The organism is Shewanella sp. MBTL60-007 (assembly GCF_019654915.1).
Taxonomy (GTDB): Bacteria; Pseudomonadota; Gammaproteobacteria; order Enterobacterales; family Shewanellaceae; genus Shewanella.
This window is the reverse complement of the sequence record NZ_BPET01000111.1, coordinates 1-4,989: the sequence shown is the minus strand read 5'-3', so window position 1 is coordinate 4,989 and position 4,989 is coordinate 1. Positions and strand designations below refer to the sequence as shown.

The following is a 4,989-nucleotide window of genomic DNA, read 5'->3' as shown; positions in this document are numbered from 1 at the left end:
CGAGTGGGCTTTATCAAAAATATTAAATAAAAAATGTGGTAATAATTGCATAGTACTTGATGATGTTACTCTTGAAGTTTCCGATGGAGATACTACTCAGGTGGACCATGTTGTTATTTCCCCAGCTGGAATATTTGTCGTTGAAACAAAACATTATAAAGGCTGGATTTATGGCAAGGAATCAGATCAATTTTGGACTCAAAAGATATTTAAACGTAGCTACAAGTTTCAAAATCCGTTCAGACAAAACTATAAGCATGTGAAAGCAATTCAATCTCTTTTGCCTAGCATTCCCCAGGAAGCGTTCTACTCGATTGTAGTTATGGTAGGTGAGTGCGAATGGAGGAGTAAAAACACACCAAAGCTACTATTCACATCCGGTTGGAAGGCCGCAGATTATATTTATGAACAATCCAAGGAAAGCTCTTTTATCGACATTAATAGTGTTTATGAGAGTCTAGAGTCTGCACGTTTAGAAAAGGGGCTTAAAACTAACTTTAAGCATGTGAAAAACCTCAAAGCTAAACATCGTGCTTGAACTTAGCACTCAGGGCAGTGTAGTAGCGGTTTGCATCCTACACTGCCATCAGTCACACTCCTTTTCATGTTCTTTGTGAACGGCTCTTTTCATTGCGGCAGGGTGAACATAAAGGTTTGCTTTACTCTCATCACTATCAAGAATCTCAATATAGAAATGACCATGTTCTTCGGCCAACGCTGGTATTTGCTTCCATTTTGAAGAGTTCACAGATAGAGCAATTGGGGCTACTTGCCTCCCATTATCGTCAAAGCCATTATCAATGTGATCAGCTAACAAATAAACTCTATTCGAAACGACAGCAGTATTTTCTTTAAATAACTCACTGTAAATAGCTAACGTACTCTCAATTAAGTTGAGGAATCCGTAAAACTTTTCAACATCATTGCCATAATTATTAACAAGAGATTTGAGCCTCCACAATTGCTCTTCCAACTTGTCACCTTTCTGCCCAGCGTAAATAAGAGCTTTAATATCTTTTCTTGTCTCCTTGTATGCTGCTTTTTTGAGTAAGGATTTCAGATAACGCATAACAATCGCATTTCGCTGGTGGAGAGGCACAAACCGACGTGTATCGCTACATTCCATATAAAGGTGTAACAATGTATTGATTACTAAGTCATTTACCAATTGTGGATAATCACCTCTTTTTCTTCTCATTTATCACACCTCGCACTTAAAGAGTTGGTTTAGAACTGGTGTACCGAAAGTACAGTAATCGGTACACCTTACAACCTGTTCATTCTCGATTTAAACCATAATAACATCCTTAAATATCAGTCTGTTATGATTATTTATCTAGATGCAAAACAATCAAACTGTACCGCCATTCAATTCTAACGTATTAAAGGTACACTTGTTTGTAACTGTACCGTATTTGGCATACTATTGACGGTATACTTGATTTTTTTGAAGAGAAATGATTATGGAAAAGCGGCAACAAAGTCCTGCATTGACTTATTCAGACGTAAAAGGTGTCTGTGACCGTCTACATGCTTCCGGAGAAAAGATAAGCGGCAATCGAGTGATCGCAGAACTTGGCAGAGGTTCCAAAGGAACGGCTCTAGGCTTTGTTAGGCAGTGGCGTGAAGAGCTCGAAGCATCCCAGGCTCATTTAATGGAATCAATGGGATTCAGTGATGCATTTGCTGACTCATTTATGAAAGAGATGGGCAGGTTTCAAACTGCTATTGAATCTCGCTTTGAAGAAACGCTACGTGCTGCTAAAAGTTCCGAAGCAGAGGCTCTTTCTGCCTTAGCTGATGCTGAAAGCAAAATAGAGCGCCTTCAATTTGAAGTTCAAAAGAAAGAACAGTTGGCACAGGAACATAGCGAACAACATGCAGCGGCCAAATCATCTTGGACTACTACTGAACAGACACTGCGTGATCAACTAGAAGAAAAGAGTAGGGTGATTGTTGAACATCGAACTCAGATTGACCGATTAACCACAGACTTAGCCAAAGCGGAGATGCGTCTTGAGGACAGCAGTAAGCTGGTAGAAGAGGCTCAATCTAACCGTGAACAACTACGCTCTGAGTTAAAAGATATCCGCGAAAAACTCACCCAAGCAGAAACACAAAACGCGACTATAAGTGCTCAAAATGAAGCACTCCGTGAATCTTTAAAAGCAGAGAAAGAATCGCATCAAACAACTCAGGATAGAGTTAACCATCTTCAAGAGCGGCTTATGCAATCAGAGAAAGGGTTGGGGCGACTGGAGACAATTAGCGAAGCTCTCGATACCGAAAAAGCAGCTCACGCGGCCACTTCAAAAGCAAAAAGCAAACTTGAATCTGATTTGAATTCCGAACGCAAAGCTCATATCAGTACAAAGAAAAAATTGTCGCAACTTGAGGTGAAAGATTAGTTATGAGCGAAACTAAATTGTTTGGTGAAGCTTTTAAAATCTATAACAAACACCAGCGTGTTGTAGTTCAGTTCCAGTATACAGAGACCCAAAAGGATGAATATCCTTCGGTCACAATCGAGATTGCGCCACTTCTTGGCACTGATGCAAACTGGCAGGAAAAAATTTCCGTCCAGTTGACAAGGTATGAGCTTACCAGCTTTACTCAGGTACTGTTCGGCCTTGCTCGTTTATCTGAGGGGGCTTATCACGGTTCTAAGCGTAACAAAGGTTTCAAATTACAACATAATGGACCCGAAGGGATTTCACTATCCTTATCAGAAGCAGGGCAGGTTAAACAGTGTTTGTTTAATCCGCAAGAACGTACTGAATTAGGTTCGTTTATCATTCGACGTCTTGCTATGGGATGGAAAATGACGGTTGCTGATGTGTTGGCAATACTCCGCCAAAGCGCTTTGCTTGAGAGAACAGCTAAAAAAACAGAGAGCTAGCGTTTTGAAACCATAGCGATCATCAGCAATATTACCCACCAAGGCATAGAAAATACAATTGTGGCAGACATAATAGATACACTGTAAAGCCAATAACCAACCACCATTTCGGTTAGTGGATAATAAGCCTCGAAAATGAAGACAATCCCCGTTAATAACACTCCTACGGCTATCGCTCCCTTCCATGCGCTCTGCATATCAGCTTTGCTTGGTGTCGAGTGAAACGCCACAACGCTGCTGATCAGCATCCAGAGCCAGAACTGAGGCTCCGAGCTCACGGAAAGAATCGCAATACCAGCACCAGAAATGCCGTACTGCACAGCATAGAAAGCATCTTTGACTGGATCGCCCGTTATTCCCATAGGAATTTCTACTATGCGCCAAGCCAGCGTATCCAATAAGCCTGGAAGCATTAGCTTTGTAGTTAAGTATATGACTGCACCAGCTCCTATCAAAGGAGCAATACCAATAAAGAAAAGCCCGACATTTTGCAACGGTGACAACACGTTCCATTGATGCTCGACGTATCCCAAGCGGCCATGCCCAGCTGTGTATTCAAAAAACTTTATTTTGGTTATTCGGTGCCGAAAAAGGAACGCCGCAATAGCATGACTGAGTTCATGAATAGGCACTCCAATAGCTGCTGTAGCTAAGTACACCCCCCGGCTGGCTTTATTGCGAAGCGCAATAGGGGTTAACAACTTTCCAATAAGGTTTTGAATAATGACCACCAGCACAATGGGCTGCAAACCAACTAAAAACCATGTCAGAAATGATACGAGCATGTTAAATTACCAACCTCTTACTTGCATTTCGCATTTGCTCATCTTTGATGCGAATATACCTTTGAGTGGTAGTAACGCTAGCATGTCCCATCATATCCTTTAAGGTCATGATATCAACGCCAGTTTCCAATAAGTCGTTCGCGTAAGTCCGACGCAAATCATGAGGAGAGCAATGCTCTAACCCAGCTTCCATTCGTCGAGTTCTCAAGATTTCGTAGATTGCCTGATCTGTCATTCGACTGTCTTGTACATCATCATGTCGTCGAATTCTTGGAAAAAGAGGCCCAGGCTGTTCACCTCGAACATCATTAACCCACAATTTTAATCTTCTAAGCGTTCCGTCGGGCATAAAGGCCAATCGTTCTTTATTACCTTTACCCATAACTGTAATTGCTTGTTCTCGCCAATTTATATGGCCTAGATCTAGGGCCACTATTTCACCTCTCCTTAAACCGCAGCCTAAAAGCACCCCAAAAATTGCACTATCTCTAACTCCTTTACATCGTGAGTCTTCATCACACACTTTGAAAAGCTGGGCAACTTCATGACGTTCTAGCGCTCTCCCTTTGGGAATTCTTTCGCCACGCACATTCTTTATTTGCTTGATATGGTGATAACTTTCCATATCAATCTGCTTCATTGTCCATGCTTCAAGAGCGACGCCTTTTAACCCAGCAAGATAGGTGTTAATGGTGTCTGGAGCTCTTCCTGCATCAATAAGCAAGTCAATAATACCCTGGACATGGTGGCGTCTCATTGTCCCCCAGTCACAATGAAACATGCTTTGGTTGCCCGTCATTTTGGCTACATTATTCAGGAAGTAACCCATTTTTTGACGGCTAAGCTTTGAGCGGAGACTAAGTAAATAGGCTGATGCCGCGTTAGTTTTTATACTGCTCTTAATCTGTTCTGCGGTGATCAGCTCTCCTTGTTGTTCCGCAGTTATTATGTTGTTAGCGTGATATTCCATGTTGGTTTCTCTTCTTTTCATGCACGTTGTATCGAGAGTAGGGGCCACATTCACTGATTATTTTTTAAGCCCTAAAGCTACCATCAATAAATCTACGAACTTCTGGGATATTGTTGGTTGCTTTTCTTCTTTAGGAGCTTTAGCAGCTTGTTCATATTGCTGGATCAAGGGTTCAAACCGTACTGGATTACATAGCAATTTATATACAGTCATATTTGGGCTCTCAATTGGTTTATTGCTTTCAAAACCGAACTGATCCACCAGGTATTTAGCAACAGCTCCACTGCGTGAACGACCAAAATAGCAGTGAACGTAGATTTTATTCACTCCAGAAG

Annotated in this window: 6 protein-coding genes and 1 pseudogene; 3 read left to right on the top strand and 4 right to left on the bottom strand. The window is 41.6% G+C overall.

The features are described from left to right. On the top strand, positions 1–538 hold a 538-nt coding region (locus tag K5Q92_RS23275; protein ID WP_220771202.1), incomplete at its 5' end, for a nuclease-related domain-containing protein. A gap of 48 nt (positions 539–586) precedes the next feature. Here the strand turns inward: K5Q92_RS23275 and K5Q92_RS23270 are convergent. Next, the gene (locus tag K5Q92_RS23270; protein ID WP_014386795.1) at positions 587–1,198 is read right to left on the bottom strand and encodes a DUF2913 family protein; all 612 of its coding nucleotides are present in this window, start codon (positions 1,196–1,198) and stop codon (positions 587–589) included. Positions 1,199–1,463: 265 nt separating this feature from the next. On the opposite strand from K5Q92_RS23270, the gene K5Q92_RS23265 reads away from it, so the two are divergent. Beyond that, complete coding sequence (locus tag K5Q92_RS23265; protein WP_014386794.1) at positions 1,464–2,408, top strand: DNA-binding protein; 945 nt, start codon at positions 1,464–1,466, stop codon at positions 2,406–2,408. A 2-nt stretch (positions 2,409–2,410) separates the two neighbouring features. Next, positions 2,411–2,899, top strand: coding sequence for a hypothetical protein (locus tag K5Q92_RS23260; protein WP_032073030.1), 489 nt, complete (start codon positions 2,411–2,413; stop codon positions 2,897–2,899). On the opposite strand, the gene K5Q92_RS23255 is transcribed toward K5Q92_RS23260, so the two are convergent. The 3 genes and pseudogenes from K5Q92_RS23255 to K5Q92_RS23245 all read right to left on the bottom strand — a co-directional run. Then, the gene (locus tag K5Q92_RS23255; protein ID WP_014386791.1) at positions 2,896–3,684 is read right to left on the bottom strand and encodes a hypothetical protein; all 789 of its coding nucleotides are present in this window, start codon (positions 3,682–3,684) and stop codon (positions 2,896–2,898) included. The genes K5Q92_RS23260 and K5Q92_RS23255 overlap by 4 nt on opposite strands. A gap of 1 nt (position 3,685) precedes the next feature. Then, entirely contained in the window at positions 3,686–4,654 is a 969-nt protein-coding gene (locus tag K5Q92_RS23250) for a tyrosine-type recombinase/integrase (protein WP_014386790.1), read from the bottom strand. Positions 4,655–4,711: 57 nt separating this feature from the next. Then, positions 4,712–4,989: pseudogene (locus K5Q92_RS23245) on the bottom strand (dual specificity protein phosphatase family protein); the annotation flags it as partial.